At 40.6% G+C, this 25,977-nt stretch carries 24 protein-coding genes, 1 tRNA gene and 1 pseudogene; 16 read left to right on the top strand and 10 right to left on the bottom strand.

Annotated features, from left to right (window positions below; genetic code table 11):
- Nucleotides 1–24: 24 nt before the first annotated feature.
- The 4 genes from fabI to ribD all read right to left on the bottom strand — a co-directional run bounded on the left by fabI (nucleotide 25) and on the right by ribD (nucleotide 3,357).
- Entirely contained in the window at nucleotides 25–798 is a 774-nt protein-coding gene (gene fabI, locus AL038_RS13065; protein ID WP_062153476.1) for an enoyl-ACP reductase FabI, read from the bottom strand.
- 174 nt (nucleotides 799–972) lie between these two features.
- Nucleotides 973–1,152: a cbb3-type cytochrome oxidase assembly protein CcoS gene (ccoS, locus tag AL038_RS13060; protein ID WP_062153474.1), complete on the bottom strand. Its 180-nt coding sequence runs from the start codon at nucleotides 1,150–1,152 to the stop codon at nucleotides 973–975.
- Nucleotides 1,153–1,223: 71 nt separating this feature from the next.
- The gene (locus AL038_RS13055) at nucleotides 1,224–2,156 is read right to left on the bottom strand and encodes an OmpA family protein (protein WP_062153472.1); all 933 of its coding nucleotides are present in this window, start codon (nucleotides 2,154–2,156) and stop codon (nucleotides 1,224–1,226) included.
- 79 nt (nucleotides 2,157–2,235) lie between these two features.
- Nucleotides 2,236–3,357 carry a bifunctional diaminohydroxyphosphoribosylaminopyrimidine deaminase/5-amino-6-(5-phosphoribosylamino)uracil reductase RibD gene (ribD, locus tag AL038_RS13050; protein WP_062153470.1) on the bottom strand — a complete coding sequence of 374 codons (1,122 nt, stop codon included), beginning with the start codon at nucleotides 3,355–3,357 and terminating at the stop codon, nucleotides 2,236–2,238.
- Between the two features lie 564 nt (nucleotides 3,358–3,921).
- Between ribD and AL038_RS13045 the strand changes: the two genes are divergently transcribed.
- From AL038_RS13045 to AL038_RS13015, 7 genes are all read left to right on the top strand, one after another.
- Entirely contained in the window at nucleotides 3,922–4,227 is a 306-nt protein-coding gene (locus AL038_RS13045; protein WP_062153468.1) for an urease subunit beta, read from the top strand.
- Nucleotides 4,227–5,930, top strand: a complete 1,704-nt coding sequence (ureC, locus tag AL038_RS13040) for an urease subunit alpha (protein WP_062153466.1) — start codon at nucleotides 4,227–4,229, stop codon at nucleotides 5,928–5,930. Before AL038_RS13045 ends, ureC begins: the two co-directional genes overlap by 1 nt.
- Nucleotides 5,931–6,043: 113 nt before the next feature.
- Entirely contained in the window at nucleotides 6,044–6,478 is a 435-nt protein-coding gene (rplM, locus tag AL038_RS13035; RefSeq protein ID WP_062153464.1) for a 50S ribosomal protein L13, read from the top strand.
- Nucleotides 6,479–6,481: 3 nt separating this feature from the next.
- Nucleotides 6,482–6,874, top strand: coding sequence for a 30S ribosomal protein S9 (gene rpsI, locus AL038_RS13030; protein ID WP_062153463.1), 393 nt, complete (start codon nucleotides 6,482–6,484; stop codon nucleotides 6,872–6,874).
- 63 nt (nucleotides 6,875–6,937) lie between these two features.
- Nucleotides 6,938–7,011 (top strand) — tRNA-Gln (locus AL038_RS13025).
- Nucleotides 7,012–7,156: 145 nt separating this feature from the next.
- Nucleotides 7,157–7,726, top strand: a complete 570-nt coding sequence (efp, locus tag AL038_RS13020; RefSeq protein WP_062153461.1) for an elongation factor P — start codon at nucleotides 7,157–7,159, stop codon at nucleotides 7,724–7,726.
- Between the two features lie 69 nt (nucleotides 7,727–7,795).
- Entirely contained in the window at nucleotides 7,796–8,698 is a 903-nt protein-coding gene (locus AL038_RS13015; protein WP_062153459.1) for a hypothetical protein, read from the top strand.
- 15 nt (nucleotides 8,699–8,713) lie between these two features.
- Here the strand turns inward: AL038_RS13015 and AL038_RS13010 are convergent, their stop codons facing one another.
- Nucleotides 8,714–9,007, bottom strand: coding sequence for an IS630 transposase-related protein (locus AL038_RS13010; protein WP_101539237.1), 294 nt, complete (start codon nucleotides 9,005–9,007; stop codon nucleotides 8,714–8,716).
- A 35-nt stretch (nucleotides 9,008–9,042) separates the two neighbouring features.
- Here AL038_RS13010 and AL038_RS13005 point away from each other — a divergent pair.
- Nucleotides 9,043–9,159, top strand: a pseudogene (locus AL038_RS13005) (IS5/IS1182 family transposase); the annotation flags it as partial.
- 255 nt (nucleotides 9,160–9,414) lie between these two features.
- Here AL038_RS13005 and AL038_RS13000 read toward each other — a convergent pair.
- On the bottom strand, nucleotides 9,415–10,434 hold the full coding sequence (locus AL038_RS13000; RefSeq protein WP_066246221.1) for a 2Fe-2S iron-sulfur cluster-binding protein: 1,020 nt from the start codon (nucleotides 10,432–10,434) through the stop codon (nucleotides 9,415–9,417).
- 549 nt (nucleotides 10,435–10,983) lie between these two features.
- Here AL038_RS13000 and AL038_RS12995 point away from each other — a divergent pair.
- Nucleotides 10,984–12,846, top strand: a complete 1,863-nt coding sequence (locus AL038_RS12995; protein ID WP_083991526.1) for a CHASE domain-containing protein — start codon at nucleotides 10,984–10,986, stop codon at nucleotides 12,844–12,846.
- Nucleotides 12,847–12,929: 83 nt separating this feature from the next.
- On the opposite strand, the gene AL038_RS12990 is transcribed toward AL038_RS12995, so the two are convergent.
- Together AL038_RS12990 and AL038_RS12985 are read right to left on the bottom strand one after the other, a co-directional pair.
- Nucleotides 12,930–13,598, bottom strand: a complete 669-nt coding sequence (locus tag AL038_RS12990) for a class I SAM-dependent methyltransferase (RefSeq protein WP_062153453.1) — start codon at nucleotides 13,596–13,598, stop codon at nucleotides 12,930–12,932.
- 22 nt (nucleotides 13,599–13,620) lie between these two features.
- The gene (locus AL038_RS12985; protein ID WP_062153451.1) at nucleotides 13,621–14,067 is read right to left on the bottom strand and encodes a universal stress protein; all 447 of its coding nucleotides are present in this window, start codon (nucleotides 14,065–14,067) and stop codon (nucleotides 13,621–13,623) included.
- Between the two features lie 80 nt (nucleotides 14,068–14,147).
- On the opposite strand from AL038_RS12985, the gene AL038_RS12980 reads away from it, so the two are divergent.
- Entirely contained in the window at nucleotides 14,148–16,673 is a 2,526-nt protein-coding gene (locus AL038_RS12980) for an NADP-dependent malic enzyme (RefSeq protein WP_272898024.1), read from the top strand.
- Nucleotides 16,674–16,766: 93 nt separating this feature from the next.
- Here AL038_RS12980 and AL038_RS12975 read toward each other — a convergent pair whose 3' ends face one another.
- Nucleotides 16,767–17,705, bottom strand: a complete 939-nt coding sequence (locus AL038_RS12975) for a hypothetical protein (protein ID WP_062153449.1) — start codon at nucleotides 17,703–17,705, stop codon at nucleotides 16,767–16,769.
- A 336-nt stretch (nucleotides 17,706–18,041) separates the two neighbouring features.
- Entirely contained in the window at nucleotides 18,042–18,647 is a 606-nt protein-coding gene (locus AL038_RS12970) for a response regulator transcription factor (RefSeq protein ID WP_066246220.1), read from the bottom strand.
- Nucleotides 18,648–19,345: 698 nt separating this feature from the next.
- On the opposite strand from AL038_RS12970, the gene rodA reads away from it, so the two are divergent.
- The 6 genes from rodA (at nucleotide 19,346) to AL038_RS12940 (ending at nucleotide 25,956) form a co-directional block, all read left to right on the top strand.
- Nucleotides 19,346–20,440, top strand: a complete 1,095-nt coding sequence (rodA, locus tag AL038_RS12965; protein ID WP_062153445.1) for a rod shape-determining protein RodA — start codon at nucleotides 19,346–19,348, stop codon at nucleotides 20,438–20,440.
- Nucleotides 20,441–20,693: 253 nt separating this feature from the next.
- Complete coding sequence (gene mltB / locus AL038_RS12960; protein ID WP_062153443.1) at nucleotides 20,694–21,686, top strand: lytic murein transglycosylase B; 993 nt, start codon at nucleotides 20,694–20,696, stop codon at nucleotides 21,684–21,686.
- Nucleotides 21,670–22,155, top strand: coding sequence for a septal ring lytic transglycosylase RlpA family protein (locus tag AL038_RS12955; RefSeq protein ID WP_062153441.1), 486 nt, complete (start codon nucleotides 21,670–21,672; stop codon nucleotides 22,153–22,155). The genes mltB and AL038_RS12955 overlap by 17 nt, the downstream gene beginning before the upstream one ends.
- The gene (locus AL038_RS12950; RefSeq protein ID WP_236839392.1) at nucleotides 22,155–23,378 is read left to right on the top strand and encodes a D-alanyl-D-alanine carboxypeptidase family protein; all 1,224 of its coding nucleotides are present in this window, start codon (nucleotides 22,155–22,157) and stop codon (nucleotides 23,376–23,378) included. Before AL038_RS12955 ends, AL038_RS12950 begins: the two co-directional genes overlap by 1 nt.
- Nucleotides 23,379–23,579: 201 nt before the next feature.
- Nucleotides 23,580–25,337 (top strand): arginine--tRNA ligase, encoded by a 1,758-nt coding sequence (gene argS / locus AL038_RS12945; RefSeq protein WP_062153439.1) that lies wholly within the window; start codon nucleotides 23,580–23,582, stop codon nucleotides 25,335–25,337.
- 1 nt (nucleotide 25,338) lies between these two features.
- Complete coding sequence (locus tag AL038_RS12940) at nucleotides 25,339–25,956, top strand: SPOR domain-containing protein (RefSeq protein ID WP_062153437.1); 618 nt, start codon at nucleotides 25,339–25,341, stop codon at nucleotides 25,954–25,956.
- Nucleotides 25,957–25,977 lie beyond the last annotated feature (21 nt).

Genomic DNA, 25,977 nt, shown 5'->3' with positions numbered 1-25,977 from the left:
AACAATCGTTACAATAACAATTAATTAGCCGACAATATGGTAACCCGCATCAACATAAACACGGTTGCCTGTAATGGCTTTTGCCATGTCACTGACTAGGTAGGCGCAAATGCCACCCACGTCTTCAATAGTCACTAATTGATGTTGTGGTGCACGCTCGGTGGCTTTTTCAATTAATTCATCAAAGTGGGCAATGCCAGAAGCAGCGCGGGTTTTTAAAGGGCCGGGGGAAATGGCATGAACACGAATGCCTTTCGCGCCAAGTTCAGCGGCTAAATAACGGCTGGTACTTTCTAAAGCGGCTTTAACAGGTCCCATGAGGTTGTAATTTTCTACGACACGTTCTGCACCGAAGTAGCTCATGGTTAAAAGGCAACCGCCATCTTTCATCAGGGGTTCGGAGAGCTTTGCCATGCGAATAAATGAGTGGCAAGAAATATCCATTGCAACTAAAAAACCATCGCGTGAGCAATCTACAACGCGCCCGTGTAAGTCATCACGAGGGGCGAAGGCAATGGAGTGCAGAAGAAAATCTAATTTACCCCATTTTTGTTCAATTGCAGCAAAAACGGATTCTAATTCACCTTCTTGGCTGACATCACAAGGTAAAAAGAGCGGAGCTTCTAACTCTTTAGCCAGTGATTCAACATGTGGTTTTGCTTTTTCATTCAAGTAGGTAATGGCGACTTCAGCCCCCCAATCCCGAAATGCACGGGCGCAACCATAAGCAATACTTTGCGCATTGGCAATACCGACTACTAAGCCTTTTTTACCCGCTAGAAAATTTGAAGGGTTCATGCAAATAACTCCATTTAATATAAGAAAACATACATGTAGATTGGATAATTTAAAATCATTCTAAACGTTATATTGCAGAGCAACAATAGAGAGTTTTATACGTTATTATTTTAAAATACAAGAAATGAATGACACGGATATTGCATCAGGGGTAGATTTGTTTTTTCTAGCTATCTATTGTTTATCTATCGCTGTGGTTTTGGGCGGGATGATATCGTCTTTATCCATCAAAATTTCATGGGCAGGCCCTTCTAAATCATCAAATTGACCTGAGTGTATTGCCCAGAGAAATGTACCGATAATGAGCGAAATAAGGACGAGTGATAAAGGGATAAGTAGATAAAGGATGTCCATACTGTAGTATTAACCTAAAGGTAGCGGCGATTATACAATTGTGTGTTAAATAACATTTCTCAAGTAGGGGATTATTCTGCACGCAATCGCTGGGCGGCGTGTTCTACTAATTCGGGTGGGGGGGATGCCATTAAAAATCGTAAGTCAATCCGTCGGTTTTGTCGTCTGCCTTCTTCACTGTCTTGGTCGGCAACAGGGCGACGGGCTTCGTAAACACTCACACTTAAAAGTGCTTGCGCTTGTCCGTTTTGCAGGGTATCAAGCAGAGGGGCGTGATTTATCAGGGCTTGGTAGGTGTTGATTGCGCGGGCGTTAGCCAATGCCCAGTTATCTTTAAATTGTGGGGTATTAATCGGCTGATTATCCGTATGTCCTTCAATAAAAACAGCTTCTAAACGAGACTCACTACGTTGGTTACATTGGGGTTGTATAACCGTAGCGGTTTGGCTATAACAAGGTAAAATTTCAGCTAAAACAAAGGAAAGTTGTTTAATTGCTTGTTCACCACTGGGACGAAAATTAGCTTGTGCAGAAGCAAATAATAGTTCTTCAGGCAAACGTAAAATACCATTTTTTTCATCAATGAACACCCGCACCCCGCGATTTTGTAAATCCCGTTCAATATCCCTTAACAAAGTACGACGGACGGCATTATTATCTGTTAAGCGGACAATAATCGTTTCTAAGCGTTGTTTTTCTTCAACTAGCTGTGTGGTTTGTTGGCTAAGGCTTTGCTGTTCTTTGCGAAGTTTTTCAGTTTCTTGAACTAATTGCACCCGTTTTTGCTGTTGTATTTGGGTTTCTGCAATTAACCTTTGTTTTTCAGCTTGTTGTTTAATTGTCTCTGCGTTAGAAGTGCTTTCTGCTTGACGATAGTTTAAGGCAAATGCCATTAAGATAATGATAAAAATAAAGAGTAAACCAACCATCAAATCACTAAGGGAAGCGAGATAACTGTCTTCTGTGTCAGCGTGGGGTGGGGCAGGCGGTGTAATGCGTGACATTTATACTTCAATATGATGCTGCATATTTTACGATTAGATAATTGACCTTCCAGAGTGTAACAATCCAGAAGGTCTGATTTTAAAAGGCAGGTTGTGCCGTAATCCGCCAATCACAACCAATTGCACGAATATCAGTAATGTTTAACGATAAGCGTTGTTTCATCAATTCAATTTCAGGCAAGTTGAACAAACCACGCGCTTTATTGCCCATTAACACGGGTGCCATATAGATAATAATTTCATCAATTAAGCCCGCTTTTAACATTGAACCACTTAAGGTTGCACCTGTTTCTAATAATAATTCATTCACATGAAAATCGGTTGCTAGACGGTAGCACATTTCTTGTAAATCAATATCGCCTTTTGTGCCACGAGGTAAAGAAAAAACATGTGCGCCCGCTGTTTCTAACATAGTTTTAATTGTTTCATTGCTTGACGCGGTAAAAATGACTACTTGCCCCGGTTTTTCAAAAATACGGGCGGAAGGGGTGCAACTTAAATGTGCATCGACAATGGCGCGAATGGGTTGGCGAATAATTTTCGGTTTATATAAATGTTGTGGTAATTCCGTTTCTCTCACTGTCATGCGAGGATTATCCGCGAGAATTGTACCTGCTCCCGTCATCACTGCCGAACTGCGCGCCCGTAATCCCTGCACATCACGACGCGCATCTTGCGAAGTAATCCATTGACTTTCGCCTGATGCCATCGCAGTTCTACCATCTAAACTCATGGCTAATTTACAACGAATATAGGGACGATTGCGTCGCATCCGCATAAAAAAACCGGGATTTAATTGTTCAGCTTGAGAACCTAACACCCCAACATTAACCACAATACCTGCTTTATTTAATTGTTCTATTCCCTTACTTGCAACAATCGGATTGGGGTCGGTAGAGGCTGCAACCACGCGGGTAATCCCTGCTTTAATCAATGCATCGGTACAGGGTGGTGTGCGTCCATGATGACAACAAGGCTCTAGGGTAACGTAGCAAGTTGCCCCTTGTGCTTTTTCTTTAGCCATTTGTAAGGCATGAACTTCTGCATGGGGTTCGCCCGCGACTTCATGCCAACCTTCACCCACGATTTCTCCATCACGCACAATCACACAACCCACGCGCGGGTTTGGATCGGTTGACCATAAACCCTGCTCGGCAAGTTGTAGGGCGCGTGCCATATAATATTGATCTAGCTGATTCATGCGATTATCTTTTTATTGTCATTGATAGAGGTAATGAATAGATAAAAAACGGCAAATAGCAATTTTATCCGTTATGCCAATAATAGCATTACCACTGCATATTTTAGTAACCCTCCATAAAATCAAACATTATTGAATAAAAATCTGGTGTATAAATACATGGTTTATCTCCCTGACAATTTTTATACCTGCAAAATACCTACTACGTTGGTATGTAAAAATTGTATTTTATAAGACTTTAAATTAAGCCAATCAATAAATTATGTTAAAAACAAATAATTAACTGCAAATAATCATCATGCTAAGAGTTTCTTAAGTAAGGTTATTTGGTTTCTACCCTGATTCTTTTGGCTTGAACTTTTAACCCCCTCTATTTGATGACACATTCTAATATTACGCGCTAAAAAAAGACCTTCTCAATGATACGTTGAGAGGGTCTTTTTATTTAGATTTGGTTTTTAGACCACAATTAAACTATGCTTTTAAAGCCTAAGCCCTAGATATACCCATAGAAACCGCCTAACTGGATAACTCACAACAAAATAAACCAAGGAGAATATAACAATGATTCCGGGCGAAATAATTGTACAAAGTGGTGAAATTGAATTAAACACAAAACGGGAAACCCGTTGTATCACGGTTGCAAATACAGGCGACCGTCCAATTCAAGTTGGCTCACATTATCATTTTTATGAAACAAATACGGCTTTGCACTTTGACCGCGAGACAACACGCGGTTTTCGTCTGAATATTCCCGCAGGAACAGCAATTCGTTTTGAACCGGGGCAAACGCGAGAAGTCGCTTTAGTTGCCTTTGCAGGAAAACGGCAGGTTTATGGCTTTAACGCGAAAATCATGGGGGCATTATAGTGGCTACCATTTCACGGCGTGCTTATGCAGAAATGTATGGTGCAACTGTTGGCGATAGAATTCGTTTAGCCGATACAGAATTATGGATTCAAGTCGAGGCTGACCGCACGATTTATGGGGAAGAAGTTAAATTTGGTGGCGGTAAAGTTATTCGTGACGGCATGGGACAAGGACAAGCGAGCAGTGCTGATGTTGTTGACACAGTGATTACTAATGCCCTGATTATTGACTACTGGGGCATTATTAAAGCCGATATTGGGTTAAAAAATGGGCGGATTTATGCGATTGGTAAAGCGGGTAATCCTGATATACAGCCATCCGTTGATATTATTTTAGGCGCGGGAACAGAAGTAATTGCAGGTGAAGGATTAATTGTAACGGCTGGTGGAATTGACTCCCATATTCATTTTATTTGTCCACAACAGATTGATGATGCGATTATGTCAGGCATCACGACAATGATAGGCGGTGGCACAGGTCCTGCGGCGGGAACAAATGCAACCACGTGTACATCAGGTGTATGGCATATTCACCGCATGTTGCAAGCGTCTGATGCGTTACCAATGAATATTGGCTTTTTAGGTAAAGGTAACGCCAGTTTACCCGACCCGTTGCGCGAACAGGTTGAAGCGGGTGCAATGGGTCTAAAACTGCATGAAGACTGGGGAACAACACCCGCAGCCATTGATAACTGCCTAGACGTGGCAGAAGAATATGATATTCAAGTAGCAATTCATACGGATACCTTGAACGAATCGGGCTTTGTGGAAGATACCATTGCGGCGTTTAAACATCGGGTGATTCATGCCTACCATACCGAAGGTGCAGGTGGCGGACATGCACCTGATATTATTAAACTTTGTGGACAAAAAAACGTTTTACCCTCCTCAACCAATCCAACCCGTCCTTATACTATCAACACAATAGACGAGCATTTAGATATGCTCATGGTTTGCCACCATTTAGACCCTGCAATTCCCGAAGATGTTGCATTTGCAGAATCACGCATTCGGCGTGAAACCATCGCTGCGGAAGATATTTTGCACGATTTAGGCGCGTTTTCGATGATTTCCTCCGATTCACAAGCAATGGGTCGCGTCGGTGAAGTGATTACCCGTACATGGCAAACGGCACATAAAATGAAGGTACAACGCGGTAATTTAGCAGAAGATAATAGCTTACATGATAATTTCCGCGTTAAACGCTATATAGCCAAATACACAATAAATCCTGCGATAGCACAAGGTATTGCTCACGAAGTTGGCTCAATAGAAGTGGGAAAGCTAGCCGATTTAGTTTTATGGAAACCCGCATTTTTTGGGGTTAAACCTGCTATGATACTCAAAGGCGGTGCTATTGTTGCCGCACACATGGGCGACCCCAATGCTTCCATCCCTACCCCACAACCTGTGCATTATCGCTACATGTTTGGTGCGTTAGGTGGAGCGCGACATGCAACCTCCGTAACCTTTGTTTCCCAAGCAGCATTACAACAAGACATTGGTCGACACATAGGCTTAAACAAACGTTTAGTTGCGGTAGAAAATTGTCGCACCATTAGCAAAGCCAATATGATTCATAACCATTATCAACCGCTGATTGAAGTCAATGCACAAACTTACCAAGTCCGTGCCGATGGGGAATTGCTAACCTGCAAACCCGCTGAAGTCTTGCCATTGGCACAACGGTACTTTTTATTTTAACGTAAATTCAAGATAAAAGCTGATTTACGATTGACAGTCAGATAGATAAATTCTAAAATTCAGGTTTTTTTTAAAAGCAACAGATTTCATCTTTCCCGTTGGAGGGATTACCAGTGAGAACATTTAGTGCCAGACCTGAGACCGTCAAGCGGGACTGGTATGTCATCGATGCAGATAATATGGTGTTAGGTAGATTAGCTACTGAGGTTGCCAAACGTTTGCGTGGTAAACATAAGCCAGAATACACACCGCATGTTGATACAGGTGATTATATCGTCATTATTAATGCCGAGAAAATTCAAGTCACAGGTAACAAAGCAACGTCGAAAATGTATTACCACCATAGTGGGTACACCGGCGGTATTAAAGGTATTCGTTTTGACAAGCTCAAAGAAAAAGCCCCAGAACGTTTAATTGAAATCGCCGTTAAAGGAATGTTACCGAAAGGTCCTTTAGGGCGTGATATGTTTCGTAAATTAAAAGTGTTTGCGGGAACTGAGCATAACCACACCGCGCAACAACCTATCGCATTAAATTTAAAAGGTTAATGTATGGCAATAACCCAATATTATGGTACAGGACGGCGCAAAAGCTCCACTGCACGGGTTTACTTAAGAGCTGGTGAAGGCAAGATTATTGTCAACGACCGTCCCTTAGATGAATATTTTGGTCGTGAAACCGCTCGTATGGTTGTCCGTCAACCATTAGATATTACTGAACTAAAAGATAAATTTGATATTTTAGTATCAGTGGAAGGTGGCGGAAACACAGGACAAGCTGGCGCGATTCGTCACGGTTTAACGCGCGCGTTAATTGAGTATGACGAAACCTTACGCTCTCCCTTACGTAAAGCAGGTTTTGTAACCCGCGATTCTCGTGAAGTGGAACGGAAAAAGGTTGGCTTGCGTAAAGCACGTAAGCGTCCACAGTACTCAAAACGTTAATATTTATCAGTCAACAGTTATTTACTGCGATTCATGCGCAATACAAATAACTGTTTGCTGTATTGGGGGATCGTCTAGTGGCAGGACTATGGACTCTGACTCCATCAACCTAGGTTCGAATCCTAGTCCCCCAGCCAAGTTTTACAGAGTGCGCTATAGAAACCCATTTTTCTATAGCGCATTTTTATTGTGACCCGATTTTACCATCCGCGTAAATTGATTGCGTCACACCGATTTATTAAAGCAAATAATTATAAACATCTCACTGTTTAGGGAGTTTTTATGGCTGTTTTCAGTACGAGTGAATTTAAGTCTGGACTTAAAGTCATGTTCGAAAATGACCCTTGTGCCATTGTAGAAAACGAATTTGTAAAACCCGGTAAAGGTCAAGCCTTTAACCGTGTTAGATTGCGAAATTTAAGAACAGGACGTATTTTAGAACGGACATTTAAATCAGGTGATACCCTAGAAGGGGCTGATGTCGTTGAAACACAAATGCAATATGTGTACAACGACGGCGAGTTTTACCATTTTATGGTGCCTGAAACCTTTGAACAATTTGCCGCTGATGCCTCTATTGTCGTTGATGCCATTAAATGGTTAAAAGGACAAGAAGAATGTACCGTTATGTTATGGAATGGCGCGCCCATTGGTGTTAGCCCGCCCAATTTCGTTGTCTTAGCGATTAGCGATACAGAACCAGGTATTCGTGGTGATACCTCAGGTGGTGGTAGCAAAACCGCAACCTTAGAAACAGGTGCAACGGTGCGCGTTCCCTTATTCTTAAACGTAGGCGATTTAATCCGTGTGGATACCCGCACCAACGAGTATTTAGCACGTGTAAATAAATAAAGTGCTTTTTATGGGGGTTGGTCAAATAACCAACCTACCTTTATCTATCTACCCAAGCGTTGTTGCACAATGTGGAAAAACCCATTCCTCACCGTTTTATTATTGCTCACAGCAATACTTGGCGGTGGGAAAGCCTATATAGACCATTGGTTAAATAACAGTATTGCCAACACCTTAAACACAAATTTCCCTCAAGCTAATATCCGCTATCAACAAGCCCACCTAAGCATTACAGGGGCTATTCAGCTAGAAAACCTCACGATAGACACCCCCACGCTACAAGACATTCACATTACGCAAGTCACACTTTATCGAGTTTATCAATGGTATAACCCGCAACAATTACCTGAAAATGCACAAATCCACCTTTCAGGGCTACAAATTCCCCTCAATGACGCAGCCCCCCCCATACCTGTCTGGTTAAACTTATTTGGTTACGCGCCTTACTATGTAACACCGACAGAATTACGCCGCTTAGGCTATTTATCTTTCAACGCTGACGTGGATATCCAAGCAATTCGACAAACAGAACAACAAATCCGTTTACAAGCCCTAATAGACGGGGGTTCATGGGGTAAATTACAACTACAAACCACCCTAGAGAATGTTCCCCCACCCGCACAACTCCAACGCTCGGCACAACAAATAGCCCTAGCAGAATTAACCCTGAGTTTTTCCGAACAAGGCTTGCTCAAACAACTATGGGGTTTATGGGCGCAACGTAATGATACAACTATTGATTTGCTCCAAGAAAAACTCATTCAAACCATACAAACAGGACTCGCCCAAACCAAACTCCCATTTGATGCCAGCCTTATGCAGAGTTTACGGCGGTTTATTCAAAATCCGACGCATTTACGGCTGTCACTCAAACCGATGCAAGCCTTAAGCTTAAATAAAATGCTACAAATACCGTTAACCGATTTAGTACAATCTTTAAGACTGATGATGGATAACAACACGTTTGAATAAAATAACTTGCGTAATCTATAGCAACCATACTATAAAAAGATTAAGAGGTTTTTTTTTACGGCTAATCCCTAGACGTTTTAATGCATGGCGAATTCCTCCCTCAGTTATTCCAAACCGTACTGCGCGTTCATGATGGTAAGCATCAGGATATAACGCAACATCTTGTTTTAGGGCTTCCATGTCTATTTTAGTTGGTCTGTTACGTGTCCCTTTGGCTTCCAATACTTTGCTCCACCTGACGACGCTTGCGATGGCTATTTGAAAGCATTTCGCTACCGCTGCTATGGTGAGATTTTCTTCTTGTTTCACTTTTAATACTTTATTTACGGAAATCTGTTGAAATCGAGCATTTCTTTGGTAAATTAAAGCAATATCGTGCAATAGCTACACGATATGATAAACGCGCTAGGAATTTCTTAAGTGGGGTTTATTTGGTTTCTACCTTGATTCTTTTGGCTTGAACCTTTAACCCTTCTTATCACGGCTTCTTTAGCACCACCGAAAAGAGAATTGATTTTTGGTTTAGCATGATTAGTATTAAAAAATGCCGTATGAGAAAACCTTTCTTATACGGCATTAGCCCGCTTTTTGGTATAGTCAAACCTACTAGCTTATTTTCCATAGAAACTAAGCTTTGTGCCCGTTTTGTTAGCCAAAGCAACAACAAGCTCTGTCAAAATTCTCAACACCGACTCTGATATAAAAATAACTTGCCCCTATTTCTTATCCTTCGCAAATTCAAATGGGTCAGAATAAAACTGCTCTGCGGGCAAGCCCTGTGCTAAAAACTGTTGATGGGCAGCCGCAACCATTACGGGCGGGCCACTGGCGTACACCACATAATCCACTAAGTGTGGAATATCCTGTGATACAACTTCATGGACTAACCCTGTTTTACCCTGCCAATTGTCTTCGGGTAATGGGTCTGATAGTACGGGAATATAACGAATAAACGAATATGTTTTTGTCCATGCCACTATTTCTGCGTGCATATACAAATCCTGTTTACTACGCACCCCCCAATAAAATACCATTTCGCGCTGTCTATTTTCCATAATTGCTTGTTGAATCATGGCTTTTACAGGTGCGAAACCTGTTCCACCCGCAACGAACAAAATGGGTAGTAAGGTATCATGACGTAGGAAAAACATACCTAACGGCAACTCTATTCGTAAAATATCCTTTACTTTCATTGTATCAAAAACAGTTTGCGTAAAAGACCCGTCATTTACACGACGGATATGCAACTCTAACAAGGGAAGTTCTGTTGCGGTGGACGCAATTGAAAAACTCCGTCGCCGTCCGTCTTTCAACACCACGTCTAAATATTGTCCCGCTTGAAAGTAAAGGGATTCATGCTCAGGAATTTTAAGCCACAGTTGCATAACATCATTAGACAATTTATGCAGCCTTTCTACTCGACAAGGCATTCTTTTTATATCTGAAATTTCACATACTCTGGAAATGAGAGTGCTGTTAATTTCAAGGTCAGTGTTTGCAATGGCTTGACATAATAAAATATCACCTTGTGCAGAATTAATTTTATCCCCGCATGTTGGTTGCTCAAGATAACTAATTTGTCCACTCAGTAAGGTTGCTTTACACGCGCCACAACTGCCACCACGACAATTGTAAGGCAGTAACAAATTATGTTTTAGTGCCGCAGTTAATAACGTTTCCTGTGGTGCGACAGTAAAATGCTGATTGCTTGGGCGAAGATAGACAGTATAAGTCATTGTTATAATAAATTTTAAGTGAAAAAGAAATTGAGCAATCTGCTCAACGCTCAATAAATATAAGGCTAGTGCTAAAAAATGCAGGATAAAAAAGATTCCCGTCTTTGAAAAAGAGGGAATTTAGCGTATTTTCAAGATAAATCCCCTCAAATCTTCTTTTTCTAAAGGGGAAGGTGTTGCCCTCATTATTGACCACTACCCAGTAAAACAGAGGATGCAAATAAGTCAAAACACAAGACCACTCGCCTTAGACTAAAAAAACACTCTATATTTTAATAAGGTGAGATTACTAAAATGTAAATACTCTTTTTATATAGTGTTTTATGATGCTTATCTCCTTGTCTATAAAGAAACTTCATTTCATTGACAGTTTGTCAGCATTTTGGTCATGAGGAAATAGAATAAAAATAAATTGTAGCAGTCTGTTCGCTTATTCTCGTAGTAAAATAAGATAAACTACCCACAAACCGTGTACTAAAAGTAATATCCGTTTAATATATCAATGTTTGGTATAAATTTTGCCAACATGAGAATAGCGGCTAAAAAACGATGAGACAACATGAACTGGTTTGGAGCATACTCATGGAATTACAAAAGAAGATAGTTAATACAAGTATTTTAATATGGCAACGTTACATGCCCGTTATCCTCACGCTTACTATAGGCGTTGCGTTATCTATTGTTATGTATTATATAACGTTAGCGTGGGAACAGCGGAAAATTCAGAATGATTTTACCAAACCTGCAGAAGACCGCGCTTTAGCCATTGAACGTGCATTTGCGTTAAATTGGAAAATTTTAGAAACTTTTCAAAGCCTTTTTCGCGCAAATGCAAATAATATCGATCAGGCGACATTCAGCCGTTTTTCACAAAATTTACTCACACAACATCCTGCTTTAAAAGTAGTCACGTGGGTACCACGGGTTGCCGCAGAGGGTAAAACGGATTTTGAACAACAAGCTCGTCAAAAACAAGCAAATTATCAAATTGAACAATATGATAGCGTAGAAGTGACTGAAAAAAGTCGCATGATTCCCGCAACAGCACGAGATGAATATTACCCTTTCTTATATGTTGAGCCTGCACGACGTAATTTAAATGGGTTAGGATTTGATATAGGCAGTTATCCTGCGGTTGCTAAAGTATTACAAGCGGTAAGAGACTCAGGCGAGATTCAAGCTATTCCCGATACAATGTTTGTAGATGATTCTAATTTATATGGATTGGCTATTTTTCTACCTATTTATCGTCAAAATGTTGTCATAGACAGTATTGAAAAACGTCGTGAAGCCTTACAAGGATTTGTTGTTGGGATTTATCAGTTAGGCGATATTTTAGATATTGAAATGGCAAGTTATCTTGAACCAAGACCCATTGACATTCGGGTTTTTCAAGTTAATGAAACTGCAACCTCACAATTTCTTTACTATTATCCCGGTGAAATTGAGGATGATATTCTTAGTCGTTTAACAGAAGAAGAATTATTTAGCGAAGCCCCACCCGCGTTTCAAACCATCAATCGGTTCAACAGTGCAGGATATTCGTGGGAAGTCGTATGTACCCCCTCTCCCGGTTATTATTTGGTAACAGGTGAAGGCTGGCAGGCCTTGGGAATGTTGTTCTTGGGTTTATTGATTACCAGTTTATTTGCAGGCTATTTTTACGCCTCTATCCATCGCGCCTATCGTCTTGCAGAATTGGCAGAGGAAGCAAATCAATCGCAGTCTAACTTTTTGGCAAATATGAGCCATCAGTTACGAACCCCACTTAATGCGATTATTGGTTATAGTGAATTACTTACTGAAGAATCCAGCGATTTAGAAAGTCAAACCATATCGCAAGATATTAGTAAGATTCATACTTCTGCAAAATACCTGCTTTCACTCAGTGAGGGTATTTTAGATTTATCCAAAATTAAGTCGGGTAAAATTGAACTGCGTTTGGGTATGTATGATGTTGCAGAAATAATGCGTGAGGTTGCCAATATCGCAACACCGTTAGTGAAGAAGAATCATAACAACTTACAAATCGGTTGCCCTGCTGATATTGGTCAAATTCAAACGGATTCCACACGCTTACATCAAATCTTAATTAATCTCTTAAATCACATGTCAGATTTAAGTGACGGCAGCAAAATACTGTTTGAAGTAAAACGCAAGCAACTTAATGAAAATCAAATGGGTATTCACTTTTCAATTAAGTCCCATTTAAAAAATATGATGACAGCAGAACAACGCGATCGCTTTTTAGAACGGCTCAGTCGGGCAGAAACGGCCACATCAGAGAAGGGCATTCGCATGGGGTTGTTGATTAGTGCGCACTTATGGCGATTGATGAACGGTAGTATTTCTATTGATATAGACAATGCCGAACAAGAAGGTACTGCGTTTAACTTATACCTGCCAACTTAAGTGCTAATGTTTATCCTAAAAAGTAGGTGTAAATTTATTTGCACCTACGATTTATAGTCGTATTAAAATCTATCGTTTTTGTCTTATCCCTGAAACCGTCCCATCACAACAAAATGACGGTCACTCACTTCATGTAATTTCAAATAATCCAAATCTGCTTGTTTTAACTGTTCATTCACTTCATCAATACGATACGCTGCAAGTAATGAATTATAAAAATCACGACGTAAAACAGATGGTTCTGAACCTGCGTAATGTTGCACCATAATTTCTGCTTGACGAAAACTTTCTGGACGCATGAAATCCATAATAAAAATAAAGCCATCGGCTTTCGCTTTTGCCTTAATTGTTTCCCACAACACCATAGGTTGCACAAGATGATGCAGCAAAGAATTAGAGATAATCACGTCATACTGTGCTTCAGGCAATTGCGCACCGGGTAAATACCCTTCCAACAATTGAATCCGCTTCTCCAAGTCATAATGCACCAACATTTCGCGCCCATACTTCAACATAGCACTTGAACCATCCACTCCATGTATTTGACAATGTGGATAACGTTGTGCAAAACGACGACTAATATCACCCGCCCCACACCCTAAATCTAAAACATATCCCACAATTTGTGCATCAAGAAAAACATCGGCAAATCGTTGTACAAATAGCGAATGTGGGTCCTCAAAATCGGCTCTAGCGTAAGCACGGGCTTGTTCATCATCAAGCATTAATTCTGGTTCGGGAACACGGTGCATAGAAATTAGCTAACCTTTTAAGTTATTTCACAGAAATACAAGTACATCGTGCAAGATGACTAACTTTATTAGACACACTACCTTGTATAAACCCTTTAAATGTTCCTAATCCTCGACTCCCCATGATGATAGTATCAATAGCGTTATTTTCGGCAAACTCGAGAATTTTATGCGCAGGATTCCCTTCTAAAATAATAGTTTTCAAATCAGAAACCCCTTTTTCTAATGCAAGTTTCTTTGCTTTAGATGTCACATTTTCACTGATAACTTTATAATGTAGCGTATAAGCATCTGTTGACAAATGTTCAACCTCTGCAAAATGCCGCAGTTCGGGTGGAATTTCAAAATTTTCGATAACATAAATAGCCGTTATTTGCGCTGCATATTTAACCGCAAAATCACAAGCTAAATCAAATGCTTTTAGCGCATGTTCCGAACCATCTATGGCAACTAGAATATTGGTTATCATTTTCTCCCTCGTCATCAATTGTTTTATTTTAGTAGTAGAAGTATATCGTTAAAAATGATGTGTTGAGCATACCCGCTATTATGTTAGACACCAGTCTTAAAATGCAATGTGCGTATTTAATTCATCCTATCCACTTGAAGTTTTATAGACAAACATCAATCAGTCTCAACACCATCACCCTATCCCATTGGATTGGCAATAATGGTTTAGCATTTAAATTCCGCTTGTTATATGCGAACGATGCGATAAACCATAATGACATAGAACTAAAAAAATCTGGAGATTCTTCCATGCCGAATGACTTACGTGAAACAGCGTTAAATTATCACCGTTTACCAAAACCCGGTAAATTAACCATTACCCCAACCAAACCACTAGCAACCCAGCGGGATTTAGCCCTTGCGTACTCACCGGGTGTTGCTTTTGCCTGTGAAGAAATTGTTAAAGACCCAAATAATGCCGCCCTCTACACCAGCAGAGCAAACCTTGTTGGTGTTATCACCAATGGTACAGCCGTGTTGGGATTAGGTGCAATTGGTAGTTTGGCTTCTAAACCCGTGATGGAAGGTAAAGCTGTTTTATTCAAAAAGTTTGCCGATATTGACGTATTCGATATAGAAATTGATGAACGCGACCCACAAGCCCTGATTGATACAGTCGCACGTTTAGAACCAACCTTTGGTGGAATTAATTTAGAAGATATTAAGGCCCCTGAATGCTTCATCATCGAAAAAGCCCTACGGGAACGAATGAAAATTCCTGTGTTTCATGATGACCAACATGGCACAGCCATTGTCGTTGCCGCAGCCGTGATTAGTGGCTTAAAAGTGGTTAAAAAAGACATTAAAGAAATAAAACTCGTTACCGCAGGCGCAGGCTCTGCCGCATTAGCTTGTTTAAATCTACTTGTTACACTAGGGATGCCTGTAGAAAATATCTATGTAACTGATTTAGCTGGTGTAGTCTATGAAGGTCGGAGTAGCGAGATGGACCCCTACAAAGCCCGTTATGCACAAAAAACCGATGCCCGCACACTAGACGACATTATTACAGGTGCAGATATTTTCTTAGGATTATCCGCAGGTGGCGTATTAAAAGCCGAAATGGTTAAAAAAATGGCATACAGTCCATTAATTTTAGCCCTTGCTAATCCAACGCCCGAAATCATGCCTGAAGAAGTGAAGGCCGTACGTCCCGATGCGATTATTGCCACTGGTCGTTCCGATTATCCTAATCAAGTCAACAACGTCCTATGTTTCCCCTTCATGTTTCGTGGTGCGTTAGATGTAGGCGCGACAGAAATTAATGAAGAAATGAAGCGCGCATGTGTGAACGCAATTGCCGAATTAGCAATGGCAGAACCCTCAGACATTGTGCGCTCCGCATACGGCGACCAAATTTTAGATTTTGGCGCAGAATACCTCATTCCTAAACCATTTGACCCCCGTCTTATCGTCAAAATTGCCCCAGCCGTTGCCAAAGCGGCGATGGATAGCGGTGTTGCAACCCGTCCCATTACCGACTTTGAAGCCTACAAAGACAAACTGAATCAATTCGTCTTCCGTTCAGGGTTAATCATGAAACCCGTGTTCGAACGGGCGCGTAAGGCCTCACAGCGCGTTGTTTATGCAGAAGGGGAAGAAGAACGTGTTTTACAAGCCGTACAAGAAGTAATCCATGAAGGGCTTGCCCGTCCCGTCTTACTCGGTCGCCCAGAAGTTGTTGAAATGCGACTGAAAAAACTAGGATTACGGATGCGTCCTGAACGTGATTTTGATTTAGTTAATATTCACAGTGATGCACGCTTTAACCAATACTGGAAAACCTACCATAGTATTACTGAACGCTTGGGTGTGTCCCCGAGTGAAGCCCGCACAGTCTTACGCACTGACAGTACAGCCATTGCCGCCATGATGCTGAAATTGGGTGATGTGGACTCTATGATTTGTGGTACAGTTGGACGTTTTCATCAACATTTACAACATATTAAAGAAATAATTGGCAAAGCCCCCGGCATTCAAGACTTATCCACAATGAATATTCTCATCATGCCTGCGGGAACATTCTTTATTTCTGACACCCAAGTTTCTTTCGACCCCAGTGCAGAAACCATTGCAGAAACCACCATCTTATGCGCAGATGAAGTACGTCGTTTTGGGATTGTGCCAAAAATCGCCCTCCTATCACATTCTAATTTTGGAACACGCCGTGATACGCCAACCGCAACCAAAATGCGCGAAGCACTGCAACTATTAGCAGAACGTGCGCCAAGCCTAGAAGTAGAAGGTGAAATGCACGCAGATGCCGCATTATCAGAAGAAATTCGGCTAGAACGTTTCCCCAACTCACGCCTCACAGGACAAGCTAATTTATTAATTATGCCCAACTTAGATGCGGCAAATATCACCTTTAACATGTTTAAAATATTAGGGGGCGGCGTTTCCATTGGCCCTATCCTAATTGGTGCCGATTTACCGGCGCATGTTGTTACCCCCTCAATCACCGTTCGCGGTTTAATCAACATGACAGCGGTTGCTGTCGCCCGTGCAAAACCCCGTATTGAAGTACCTGAACAACTGGTTGTATCATCAAATATGCCTAGCTAATTATTTGATTACAGTTAAAAACTAAGCATATTATCAAATAATGAATAAAGTCGGGTGGGCATCACCCACCCTGCATTAATTACTATTTGAAAATTAAAAGGATAAGACAAACCAATGTGGCGTTTTCACCTTTCGTATAGCCTTTTGAAACGGTTTGTCTTGTTGTAAAAATTGCGGTGCATCCTCTGTTAGTTGAAAACAAAAACGACGCGGTAATGTTGTATATAAAGAACGAGGGGGTTCACAATTCTTTAACTGACTACCCGTCATATAGTCATGATAAAAAATAGTTTTAATGCCCAATTCTTCCCGAATGTAGGTAATAGCTGCCATTAAAACGGCTTCATCCCACAGTTGAATATACGGTTTTAAAACGGTTTTCATGTAAGTTTGTAAGGCTTCCGTACTACCTTTTATATTCGTGGGACGAATCCGTCCTGCTTTTTCCTCACTCCACAAAATATGGTCTAAGGTATCTTGTGCGCGTTTAATCCAATCACATTGAATTTCTTCTATTAAAGCTTCATTTGTTGCAAAATCAAAGTCAATCCGTGCCCATGCAAGGGTTTCACGGAAAAAACCATTTTTTGCCGTGTGCATACTTGGATGTGAATAGTAATTAAAAGCAACGTTACGGGTTGGTTTTACTAAATGCTGATAGAGGACAGCATGTTGATTGGAAAAATTGAGTTGTAAGACAAGGTTATAACCATTGCGGGATGTTTGTTGCCAACGACGATTATCGCCGCCCCATGACGCAAGAGTTAGTAGAAAAGTGTAAGGGGTTTCAAGATAAGCCAAGGCGAGCAAATCGGCAGATAATATGCCATCGCCTGCTTGTGCTAAAAGTGGTTTAACCAGCGGTTTGTCGAGTAAACGAGCGTAAGGTGTTTGTTTAATATCGGCAATTTTCTTGCCTTTTCCAGCAACATAACTCAATAGGCGGATAGCATAGCCATCTTTAAAGTAATCGAAACGGGTTTTTTCTTGTTCCAAGCACTCAACAACCTCATCCAATGTCTTTTTGTCCATAATAATTCTCGTAAGTTCTGCGATATTCGATAACGCATCCAGTTGGGATAAAACTTAAGTGATGTATTGACAAGGCAATGATTTGGTGGGGGGATTAGCATTGTGCATCTCATGATAATGACTCCTGAAGTTAATGGGGTTAAAAAAAGGTCTAACGAAATCAAGCGTAGTAGAAAATGGTGAAATTGCAAAATTAAAATGCGTTATTTCAGTTTACTTTTAGAAAGACAGTAAACTGAAATATTGGCTGTTTTTTGACAGGGCGGACAATGCTTAGGATTGTAGGGGTCAAAACAGTGATAATAACAATACTAAAAAATGAGAGTACGAAAGTATTTACTTAACTATTTCCACTAATTTAACTAGCTCAATCACTGATTTAACTTGTAGTTTGTGCATGAGTATCATGCGATGATGTTCTGCGGTTCTACTGCTGATATTTAACAAATTACCGATTTCTTTGCTTGTGCAACCTTCACATAAATAGTTCATCACTTCCTGCTCGCGAGAAGTTAATTTTTTTAGTAATAGAGTGGTATTATGCCGTTGTATATCTAAGGAAAAATGTGATAAACAATATTCTAAACACTCTTTTACACAACTCACTAACTTTTCTGTATTAAACGGTTTTTCTACAAAGTCTAACGCACCTGCTTTAAGTGCAGATACCGCCATTGGTATATTGCCATGTGCGGTCATCATGACAACAGGGATTTCAATTTCTTGCTTTTTAAGTATTTTTTGAAATTCCAATCCATTCATATCAGGCATGTTTACATCCAAAAATAAACACCCCATTTTCTCAGCAATGTAATGATTTAAAAATTCATCTGTAGAAGCAAACAATTCAGTATTAAAGCCCTCTTTGGTCAGCACATACTCGACTGCTTTTAGGATAGGTTTATCATCGTCAACAACATATACGACAAAATCAGAATTCATGATGAAAATCTCATTAAGCGTGTTTTGCGCGCTTATCGTCATAACATTTTTGCTAATAGAAAAAACTTATAGAAATAAAATAATCTGATTTATCAGCAACTCAATTTATATATCATTAGTCAATGAATTAGTATTTTATAATCTGAACTCCCTATTCTATGATTTTAACTATCATCTCATATTTGTCTGAATTAAGCTGTGGTGATTCTTGATAATTCAATGGTTACATGGTTATTTTCCAGTCATTTTCCAGTTCTTAAAAACCTTCTGTTTTACTCAGCAAAAGGGCGTAAAAAATTTAAATTACCCATAAATAATATTTTTTTAAAAATAAGTTTAATTTATAACAAATTAGTAAGAGACAAATGCGTTTATTTGCTATTTCGTCAAATTCATAAATAGGGGTTTTTACATTTAGTAATATTATTACTTTTATATAGATTGCGTATTGAATGAGACTCGGTATAAAAGATGCCTGTGAATGATTTATTTCAGATGAAAATTTTTCCACCTTAATGTTGTGAGGATGAGAAAATTCGCTATGTCCAAATATTAATGGGCAATTCCCTGTCTTTACTTACGTTATCAATCGCCTTATTTAGTACCACCTTCTGTAACGCTTCGTCCGCTCATCCAGACAAAGCACATTTATCAACTGTACAATGGACATTTTCCCATTGTTATTTTCACCTTGAATTATGCAAACTAATCTGAATACAACCCATTTTATGCACTTAGATAAGCAGATGTTATTTGGCTTAATTATTCTTGCATCTATTGGGTTAGTTGTTGTTTATAGCGCGGATGGACAGGACTTAGACCTTGTGTTTAAACAAGCCTTGCGGATTTTTTTAGGATTTATTGTCATGTTTGCCATTGCCCAAATACATCCACAACAGCTTATGCGTTGGGTTCCGTGGATTTATTTAGTAGGGGTTACTATGTTAGTTGCCGTGTTTATTGTTGGTGATATCAGTAAGGGGGCGCAACGGTGGCTAGATTTTGGTATCGTCCGTTTTCAACCCTCTGAATTAATGAAATTAGCAGTACCGTTAATGATAGTCTGGTTTATTGCTGACCGCCCGTTACCACCTACCTATTTTCGCTTGAGTATTGCAACCTTATTAATTGCTATTCCCATGTTATTAATTGCGAAACAGCCTGATTTGGGGACAGCATTATTGGTCGGTGCGGCAGGCACATTTGTGTTGTTATTGGGGGGGATTCCTTGGCGGTTAATTTTTGGTTTACTTGCGCTTGCACCAGTTGCGGGTTATGCCTTATGGAATGTGATGCATGATTATCAACGACAACGCGTATTTACCTTGCTTAACCCAGAAGCAGACCCGTTAGGAACGGGTTATCATATTATTCAATCGCAAATTGCTATTGGTTCAGGTGGTATTTATGGGAAAGGTTGGTTAAACGGAACACAGTCCCATTTAGAATTTTTGCCAGAACGTTCCACAGATTTTATTTTTGCCGTGTATTCAGAGGAGTTTGGACTGTTAGGTATTTTATTGTTATTGAGTATTTATATTTTTATCCTCACACGTGGCATGATTATCGCCTCTCAAGCACAAGGCAGTTTTTCACGCTTACTAGCGGGTAGCCTTATCCTTACTTTTTTTGTGTATATATTTGTTAATATGGGAATGGTAACTGGTATATTTCCAGTTGTCGGTGTACCGTTACCAATGATTAGTTATGGCGGAACATCGGTTGTTACTTTAATGGCAGGATTTGGTTTAGTCATGGGAGTACATACGCATAAACGTTTATTATCTTCCTAAAAATCCTTATTTCTTTATCCGTAACAACGCATTTTGGTTGTGCTAAACAAGAAGGATAAATTGCAATCATTCTCTAGTCAGGATTTCTAACATTGACCGCTATAAAAATGACTGTATTGATATTCTGTTAATCCTGAAAATTTTGATTCGGATAATCTCTTATCAGAAAAGCAATTTATCCTTACTTCTTTAGCACTTCCTATGTTTATTTTTATAATTATCTGCCATTTACCCACTAGCCACAGTGATTAACATGCGTTTTATAACAAACTTCTTATTACCTTATGGATTATTATTTGCGCTTTGTGTACAAAGTATTGCAACGTTTGCAAGCTCGCAAACAGAGTTTATTACGGAAATGGTGAACCGTCACGGGTTTGACTATAACTATCTCAGTAAATTACTAGCCCAAACAGAAGTTAAGCAAAGCATTTTAAAAGCGATTACACCACCTAAATCGGGAAAAGCGCGCCCTTGGTATGTGTATCGCAAAATCTTTATTAATGATGATCGTATTAATGGAGGCGTTGCATTTTGGCGAGAAAATGCGGTTGCTTTGCGTTATGCCGAGCAAACGTATGGCGTACCTGCGGAGTTTTTGGTTGCTATCATTGGGGTAGAAACCAATTATGGACAAAACATGGGCAGCTATCGCATTTTAGATGCACTGACAACGCTGGCATTTAATTATCCGCGCCGCGCCGATTATTTTCGGGGTGAATTAGAAGATTATTTGCTTTTTACCCGTGAAGAACATATAGACCCCTTATCGCTTAAAGGCTCGTATGCTGGCGCAATGGGGTTGGGACAATTTATGCCCAGCAGTTTTCGTGAATTTGCCGTTGATTTTGACAATGATGGACACCGTAATATTTGGTCAAATCCAACAGATGCGGTTGGCAGTGTTGCAAATTATTTTAAACAACATGGTTGGCAAAGCAAACAACCCGTCATGATTGCAACACAAGTGCGTCCTGACGCAGTAAAAAACTTAGTCGCGTTAGATTTTAAACCCAATTATTCACTCGGTTGGTTAAAGCAAAATGGATTGCTTTTTTATGGGAACTTACCTGACCAGACGCAAGGTTTAGTAATAGACCTAGAAACAGAACAGGGAATGGCATATTGGTTTGGATTAAATAACTTTTATGTCATTACTCGCTACAATCACAGCAGCCGCTACGCGATGGCGGTTTACCAACTCGCTACCGAAATTGCAACCTTGTATTATGGACAAATCCAATAACTTATGTAGTTTGCTTATCATTCTAACGCTTAGCGTGAGCAGTTGCGCAAGTACAACGCCTACGCCCGCTGTCATTCCCACTAAGCGCGCATCAACCCCGACTCCAAGTAAACAAACCGTTGCTCCGCTACCATCCACCATTACGCCAACCCCAAGCATTGCTTATGCAGACGCTTATCACATGCGTGGCAATGCCACTTGGTACGACTTAAGCGCGCATGGAATGCAAACAGCGAGTGGTGAAATCTATGATTTATATAAGATGACGGCTGCCCATGCGACACTTCCTTTAAACAGTCGTGTACAAGTTACCTACTTACAGACAGGGCGCAGTGTTATCGTCACTATTAATGACAGATTAACAGATAATCGCACACTGATTCGCCTTGCACATGATGCTGCCAAACGTTTAGGACTGGTTGGTCAGACAAATCGTCTTGTTGAAGTCCGTTTACTCAACAATCCCTAATGACACAACACAGCATTAATCCCGCAAAGACAAATAAATACTCTTTTTATCCTAACTATCAAGCGACCATTACCATGATTTTGCAAAGATTTTATAATGTCCTATTATTGGGATTACTCTATTCCCCCTTAATAAGCCATGCTGAATCCATTGCTAACCAAGTACCTACACCGCCGACACTATCTGCACGCAACTTTATCCTGCTTGATTTTCACAGTGACACTATCCTGATGGAAAAAGGGACAAATGAGCGCATTGACCCTGCAAGCCTCACAAAGCTAATGACAGCTTATATTGTTTTCGAAGCCCTTAAAGCAGGACGTGTCAAATTAACGGATGAAGTTCCCATCAGCGAAAAAGCATGGAAAATGGCGGGGTCTCGCATGTATGTTGAGGTAAATAGCCGTGTTCCGCTGGAATTGCTCATTAAGGGCATGATTATTCAATCGGGCAATGATGCCAGTGTTGCACTTGCCGAATATGTCAGCAGTTCTGAAGAAACCTTTGTCGATTTGATGAATCGTAAAGCCCAAGCGTTAGCACTGACAAATACCCATTATGCCAATACCACAGGCTTACCAACAGAAAACCACTACAGCACCACCCGTGACCTTGCCTACATGGCAAAATATTTAATCCGTGATTTTCCTGAATATTATAAATACTACTCAGAAAAAGAATTTGCCTACAACAACATCACCCAAACTAACCGCAATTTATTGTTATGGCGTGACCCAACCGTCGATGGCGTTAAAACAGGTTATACCGAAACTGCAGGTTACTGTTTAATTGCCTCGGCTAAACGCGGCGACATGCGCTTAATTGGCGTAGTTATGGGAACAGCGGGCAGAACCGAACGCGCTGATGAAAACCAAAAAATGCTTGAATATGGCTTTCGATTTTTTGAAACCTACCAACTTTACAAAGCACAACAAACCCTACGTAATGAAAGAGTATGGCAAGGCGAAGCTAGCCAAATTGCTTTAGGACTCGCTAACCCTTTATATATTACTATTCCTAAAGGACAATACGCCCAATTAGGCGCGGCAATCCAACTCAACAGCAAGATTGTTGCCCCCGTAACAGCAGGCACTACTTATGGCCGTTTAACCGTTCGTTTAGCCAATCAAGTTATCACAGAACGTCCAATTATCGCCTTAACAACCGTTGCTACAGGCAATTGGTTTCAACAATCCGTCGACTATTTATGGTCATTATGGTAATAAAATCCCAAAGAATTATCTAAATCAGCAGACCGACAACGCCGCTACAAATGGGGTTATTCGCACTACGACCACAACATAACTATTCTATGTAAGCAGAATAAAAAACGTTGGATTTATGGCAAACTATAGAATAATTAACCCCTGTCATTTTAATCATAACGGGGCAAGTTTTATGCTAAAAAATAAATGAGGAACACCTTGAAAGTTCAGTTACAACAATTAATTAATGAAGCCTTGCAAACCCTACAAGCCACTGGGGTTATTCCTGCTGATACTACTTTACCCACCCCCCAAATTGAGCGTACCCGCGACCCACTACATGGGGATTTTGCATCCAATATCGCCCTGATGTTGGCAAAACCGCTAAAAAGTCGCCCGCGAGACATCGCCACCCAACTACTGGCTGTATTACCACATGTAGAATGGATTGAAAAAATTGAAATTGCAGGGGCAGGATTTATTAACGTATTCTTAGCCAAGAATGCCTATCTTAATGTTGTTAAAACAATTCTTACAACAAAGTCTCAATATGGCTATTCCCAATTAGGCGCGGGAAAATCAGTCATGGTTGAGTTTGTCTCCGCGAACCCAACAGGTCCTCTACATGTAGGACACGGACGCGGTGCAGCCTATGGCGCAGCACTCTCAACCCTATTAACAACTGCAGGTTACAACGTCACCCGTGAATATTACGTCAATGACGCAGGGCGACAAATGGATATTCTTGGCACAAGCGTTTGGTTACGTTACTTAGAATTGTGTGGTGAAGCATTCACCTTCCCATCCAATGGCTATAAAGGCAAATATATATATGATATTGCAAATGAATTATACAGATATCATCAAAATGCCTACCATCGCCCCGCTGCCGCCGTTTTCGCTGATATTCCCGCTGATGAACCCCAAGGGGGAGACAAAGAAATCCACATTGATGCACTGGTTGAACGTGCAAAAACACTACTTGGCGCGACAGATTACCGCGTGGTTTTTAAACGGGGTTTAGAGACCATTTTGGCTGATATTCGTGCCGACCTTGAAGAATTTGGGGTTAATTATGACCACTGGTTTTCAGAATATAGCCTTGTTGAAGATGGAACTGTTCAACGCGGCATTGAAAAACTGATTGCTAATGGCTACACCTATGAAAAAGAAGGCGCATTATGGTTTCGCTCCAGTGATTTTGGCGACGAAAAAGACCGCGTTTTAGTGCGTGATAATGGACAAGCCACCTACTTTGCTTCAGATGTTGCCTACCATTTCAATAAAGTAGAACGTGGTTTTCAACAAATTATCAACGTTTGGGGCGCAGACCATCACGGCTATATTCCACGGGTAAAAGCCGCAATGTCTGCATTAGGCTTAAACCCCGATTGTTTAACCGTTTTACTAGTCCAATTTGCAACCCTTTATCGGGGAACTGAACGGGTGCAAATGTCAACACGCAGTGGTGAGTTTGTCACCTTACGTGAATTACGTGAAGAAGTTGGCAAAGATGCTGCCAGATTCTTTTATATTCAACGTAAATCCGAACAACACCTAGATTTCGACCTAGAATTAGCTAAATCTAACTCTAATGAAAATCCTGTCTATTATATACAATACGCTCATGCAAGAATTTGTAGCGTTTTTAGACAGCTACAAGAAAAAAATCTTACATGGTCTTTAGAACAAGCCGATTTAAACTGTTTAGATACCAGCCATGAACAGACCTTATTAACAACCCTATCACGTTATCCTGAAATGGTAGAAAGTGCCGCACGTAATTATGAACCGCACCAAATTACCTACTACTTGCGTGAAGTGGCACAAGACTTTCATGCTTACTACAATACGTATATTTTCATTGTGGATGATGAAGCCTTACGTAATGCCCGTTTAAGTCTAATCAAAGCGGTGCAACAAGTGTTACAAAATGGTTTAGCTATCATTGGAGTATCCGCTCCCGAGGTAATGTAACGTGGCAGGAAATCAACGCCGCTTACGCCGTGAAGATGTCCAATCATGCCCACCTTGGGCATGGTTTTTAGGGGGAATTCTACTCGGCATATTTTTATCGTTTCTTGTCTATTTACGAGAAATTGCGCCCTATTTGACACACGCGCCAACTACTGAAACACCCCCATCAGATTCATCAAAGGCAACAGACAAACCTGAAAAATCCCCAACATCTGTTGCAGCAACACCGCCAGCAACCGTGGTTGCCGCAGAAAAACGCCCCGTACCACCCACACATTTTGAGTTTTATGATGTGTTAAAACAGCCGTCTGTATTACAGACTACAACGCAAGCCAATGATAATAATTCGCTTGCAGAAGAGGCAACACCGCCAACGGTACAAACACCGGGGACTTATCTATTACAAGCAGGGTCATTTAGGGATAAACGTGAGGCGGAAGGGTTAAAAGTACATTTAGCATCATTAGGCTTGATTGCAAACATTGAAGAAGCTGCGCTAGACAATACAGGTGTTTGGTATCGAGTACGTTTAGGCCCTTTTGACGATTTAACGATACTTAATCAAGTTCGTAATCAACTGACGGCGAGTAATATTACTTCAGTTGTCCTACGGTTTTAACCATGCTCTTTAATTATAGCT

The organism is Beggiatoa leptomitoformis (genome assembly GCF_001305575.3).
GTDB lineage: Bacteria > Pseudomonadota > Gammaproteobacteria > Beggiatoales > Beggiatoaceae > Beggiatoa > Beggiatoa leptomitoformis.
This window is presented reverse-complemented; position numbering and strand designations above follow the sequence as displayed.

Bases quoted from the DNA above. Each gene is read 5' to 3' on its own strand.
- fabI (WP_062153476.1), bottom strand. From the start codon at position 798: ATGAACCCTTCAAATTTTCTAGCGGGTAAAAAAGGCTTAGTAGTCGGT.
- ccoS (WP_062153474.1), bottom strand. From the start codon at position 1,152: ATGGACATCCTTTATCTACTTATCCCTTTATCACTCGTCCTTATTTCG.
- AL038_RS13055 (WP_062153472.1), bottom strand. From the start codon at position 2,156: ATGTCACGCATTACACCGCCTGCCCCACCCCACGCTGACACAGAAGAC.
- ribD (WP_062153470.1), bottom strand. From the start codon at position 3,357: ATGAATCAGCTAGATCAATATTATATGGCACGCGCCCTACAACTTGCC.
- AL038_RS13045 (WP_062153468.1), top strand. From the start codon at position 3,922: ATGATTCCGGGCGAAATAATTGTACAAAGTGGTGAAATTGAATTAAAC.
- rpsI (WP_062153463.1), top strand. From the start codon at position 6,482: ATGGCAATAACCCAATATTATGGTACAGGACGGCGCAAAAGCTCCACT.
- efp (WP_062153461.1), top strand. From the start codon at position 7,157: ATGGCTGTTTTCAGTACGAGTGAATTTAAGTCTGGACTTAAAGTCATG.
- AL038_RS13015 (WP_062153459.1), top strand. From the start codon at position 7,796: ATGTGGAAAAACCCATTCCTCACCGTTTTATTATTGCTCACAGCAATA.
- AL038_RS13000 (WP_066246221.1), bottom strand. From the start codon at position 10,434: ATGACTTATACTGTCTATCTTCGCCCAAGCAATCAGCATTTTACTGTC.
- AL038_RS12995 (WP_083991526.1), top strand. From the start codon at position 10,984: ATGAGACAACATGAACTGGTTTGGAGCATACTCATGGAATTACAAAAG.
- AL038_RS12990 (WP_062153453.1), bottom strand. From the start codon at position 13,598: ATGCACCGTGTTCCCGAACCAGAATTAATGCTTGATGATGAACAAGCC.
- AL038_RS12985 (WP_062153451.1), bottom strand. From the start codon at position 14,067: ATGATAACCAATATTCTAGTTGCCATAGATGGTTCGGAACATGCGCTA.
- AL038_RS12980 (WP_272898024.1), top strand. From the start codon at position 14,148: ATGTTAGACACCAGTCTTAAAATGCAATGTGCGTATTTAATTCATCCT.
- AL038_RS12975 (WP_062153449.1), bottom strand. From the start codon at position 17,705: ATGGACAAAAAGACATTGGATGAGGTTGTTGAGTGCTTGGAACAAGAA.
- AL038_RS12970 (WP_066246220.1), bottom strand. From the start codon at position 18,647: ATGAATTCTGATTTTGTCGTATATGTTGTTGACGATGATAAACCTATC.
- rodA (WP_062153445.1), top strand. From the start codon at position 19,346: ATGCAAACTAATCTGAATACAACCCATTTTATGCACTTAGATAAGCAG.
- mltB (WP_062153443.1), top strand. From the start codon at position 20,694: ATGCGTTTTATAACAAACTTCTTATTACCTTATGGATTATTATTTGCG.
- AL038_RS12955 (WP_062153441.1), top strand. From the start codon at position 21,670: ATGGACAAATCCAATAACTTATGTAGTTTGCTTATCATTCTAACGCTT.
- AL038_RS12950 (WP_236839392.1), top strand. From the start codon at position 22,155: ATGACACAACACAGCATTAATCCCGCAAAGACAAATAAATACTCTTTT.